The following is a 3,139-nucleotide window of genomic DNA, read 5'->3' on the forward strand; positions in this document are numbered from 1 at the left end:
AAGTTCCATTAAAAGTGGGCGCCAATTCACATTTTGACGCCGCGTTGATCCTGATCAATGGACTTGTCGCAATCGGCCTGCACAATGGCGGCCCGTTCGGCATGGCGCGCAGTCTTTGATGCAGCGCGAGGGGCGTCGGATGGGAAAGCAGTACTGATCCAACGGGTACAGGGAGCGCGGAGCACTGCCACTGGGGAGCGGCAGCCGCGCAGGTACCGACCGGGTCCGGCGGCCGGTTGCGTCTGCGGGGATGGGGACGCAACCGGCAACCTCTGCCTGAATGGGGCAGGTCAATCACAACGTCTTCACATTTCGCACTGAACGCGWGCAAATCGTTGTGATTCATGGTSTTAGGGGTTTTAATTCATCCATGACCTGCTAACCTGCGGTGATGATTCGACGTTCTCTGGCCTGCATGCTCACCCTCGGCCTGGTCGCCTGCGCGACCCAGCCGACGTCCCCACCGACTTCGCCACAGGCCAGCAGTACGCCGCGCCACCCGGCTGCCAAGCCCCACGGCCCGGCCGAGGCCGCGCCGGAAGCGACCGCGGCCACGGCAGCACCGGTCGATCTCACCCCGGTGCCCTTCGAGACCGCGCGCGCCAGATTCATTGCCGACACCGCCAAGCGCTACGGACTCAAGCCCGACGAGATCCGCAACGTGCTCGACCAGGCGCAGGTGCGCCAGCCGATCATCGCCGCCATGTCGCGGCCGGCCGAACGGGTCAAGCCGTGGAACGAATACCGGCCGATGTTCATCAGCAAGGCACGCATCGATGGCGGCAAGGCGTTTCTTGCCCGGCATCGCGCCGAACTGGACCGTGTGCAGCAGCGCACCGGCGTACCGGCGGAAGTGATCGTGGCGATCATTGGCGTGGAAACCAGCTACGGCAAGAATGCCGGCAGCCATCGCGTGCTCGATGCGCTGTACACCCTGGCCTTCTATTACCCGCGCAGTGGCGACCCGGCCAAGCTGGAGCGCGAAGTGCGCCGCGAGCTGTTCTTCCGCGATGAACTGGCCAAGCTGTTCGAGCTGGGTCGCGAGGAAAAGCTGGACATCACCACGCTCAAGGGCAGCTATGCCGGTGCGATGGGCATGGGCCAGTTCATGCCCTCCAGCTACCTGGATTACGCCGTGGACGGCAATGGCGATGGTCGCCGTGACCTGTTCACCAGCTACGACGACGTGTTCTCGTCCATCGCCAACTACTTCGTGAAGAAGGGCGGTTGGGTGCGCGGCGGCCAGGTTGCCGTGCCGGCCACGCTCGCCGCCGGCCGCGAGGAGTTCAACCCGACCGAGTGGATGCCCACCTGGTCGCTGGCCGACCTGGCCCAGCGCGGCTACCAGCCCAGCGCGCCGGTGCAGCCGGGTGCCACCGCCACCCCGATCACCCTTGAAGGCAGCACCGGCAAGCAGTACTGGCTGGGCTTCCAGAACTACTACGCAATCACCCGCTACAACCTCTCGAAGATGTACGCGATGGCCGTGTTCCAGTTGTCGCAGGCCATTGCCGGACAGGAGCTGCCCCCGGCATGAACATCAGATGGCTGGTCCCTGGATTGATCGTCCTCGCGCTGGCCGCCTGCAGCAGCGCGCCGAAAAAGCCGGCGACCGCCGGCCACGGTGGCAAGCCGTCCGGCACGGTGGTGCAGGGCAAGGGCGGGCGTCCAGCGCATTGTCCGGAGGGCTCGCCGTACGCGGCCGCCACCGAGGACCTGTCCACCCGTGGCAACTACACTGCCGGTGGCCTGTACAAGCCTGGCGTGAAAGACACCACGCCCAGTTACGTGCCCAACGTGGCCTGTATTCCCGAGCCGGTGGTGACCAATGAGGACCGCTCGGCGATCGGCAACAAGTCGCCCTACGTGGTGCTGGGCAAGCAGTACAAGGTGCTCGACGACACCCGCAACTACGTTGAACGCGGCACCGCTTCGTACTACGGCGCCAAGTTCCATGGCCGCCTGACCTCCAACCGCGAGGTCTACGACATGTACCAGTTCACCGCTGCGCACAAGACCCTGCCGCTGCCCAGCTTCGCCCGCGTGACCAACCTGGACAACGGCGAATCGGTGATCGTGCGCGTCAATGATCGTGGCCCGTTCCACGATGGCCGCGTGGTCGATCTCAGTTACGCCGCCGCTGTGCGCCTGGGCATCACCCAGCGCGGTACCGGCAACGTGGAAGTGCGCGCAGTGCAGCCGGGTGAAACCAACCTGATGGCGCAGAAGCCGTCGCGCCGCGAACGCCGTGCTGCTGAAGCGGCTGCCGCTGCCGTTGCCAGCGCACGCCCCGCACCCGCCGCAYGTGCGGTTGCCGACAGCGACATCGATCGACTGGTCAAGCGCCTGCCGGCCGACGCCGCGCCCGAGCGCGGCCAGCCGGCTACCACCCAGGCCGCTGTCAGCACGATGCCGGAAGTGGCGGTCAGCAGCCTGCCGCCCAGCGCACCCGCGTCGCGTCCGGCAGCGCCGGTCGTGGCCACCGCCATGCCGCGCAGCCCGGCCCCGGCCAGCAGCCCCAGCCTGTCGCAGAAGGTGGTGGGCGCGGTGATGCTGCAGGTCGCCAGCTTCTCCAACCGCGACAACGCCAACCGGGCGATGGGCCAGCTCAACGCTGCCGGCATCGTCGGTGCCACCATCAGCGACATCGCTGCGGGCGGCCGTACCCTGTGGCGCCTGCGGGTTCCCGCCAGCGACCATGCCAGCGCGGCGGAACTTGCCGGGCGCATCTCGGGTCTGGGCTTTGGCTCGCCACAGATCGTCAAGGACTGATTCCGCTCGGGCCGGTGCTGCCGGCCCTTGCCACCTCGGCCTTACAATGGCCACCTCGCCCCATCCTTCATTTTCCGGCCGTCCCCTGGAGCCTGCTGTCCCATGAATTTCCGTTCCGCCGCCACTGCCCTGGCCGCCACCCTGGTGGTGGGCCTGGCCTCCGCCCAGACGCCGCTGCCGACCCCGGCCACCCCGGCGCCTGCCGCCGCTGCTGCCCCCGCCACCGTGGCCACGCCGCCGGCGCCTGCACCCAGCGTTTCCAAGGCCTGGGTGCTGATGGACTACGCCACCGGCCAGGTGCTGGCAGGCGAGAACATCAACGAACAGCTGGCCCCGGCCAGCATCACCAAGGTGATGACGTCGTACG

Annotated in this window: 2 protein-coding genes and 1 pseudogene; all 3 read left to right on the forward strand. The window is 67.3% G+C overall.

Going from position 1 to position 3,139, the window contains the following annotated elements; genetic code table 11:
• Positions 1 to 391 precede the first annotated feature (391 nt).
• Positions 392 to 1,537, forward strand: coding sequence for a lytic murein transglycosylase B (gene mltB, locus AC1VAN_RS16510; RefSeq protein WP_032975367.1), 1,146 nt, complete (start codon positions 392 to 394; stop codon positions 1,535 to 1,537).
• Positions 1,534 to 2,772, forward strand: coding sequence for a septal ring lytic transglycosylase RlpA family protein (locus AC1VAN_RS16515; protein WP_480986219.1), 1,239 nt, complete (start codon positions 1,534 to 1,536; stop codon positions 2,770 to 2,772). Before mltB ends, AC1VAN_RS16515 begins: the two co-directional genes overlap by 4 nt.
• Positions 2,773 to 2,874: 102 nt before the next feature.
• Positions 2,875 to 3,139: pseudogene (locus AC1VAN_RS16520) on the forward strand (serine-type D-Ala-D-Ala carboxypeptidase); the annotation flags it as partial.

This window comes from Stenotrophomonas sp. 05L44_2, from assembly GCF_056665995.1.

Excerpts from the sequence above, each read along its gene's own strand:
- mltB (WP_032975367.1), top strand. The coding sequence starts at position 392 with ATGATTCGACGTTCTCTGGCCTGCATGCTCACCCTCGGCCTGGTCGCC.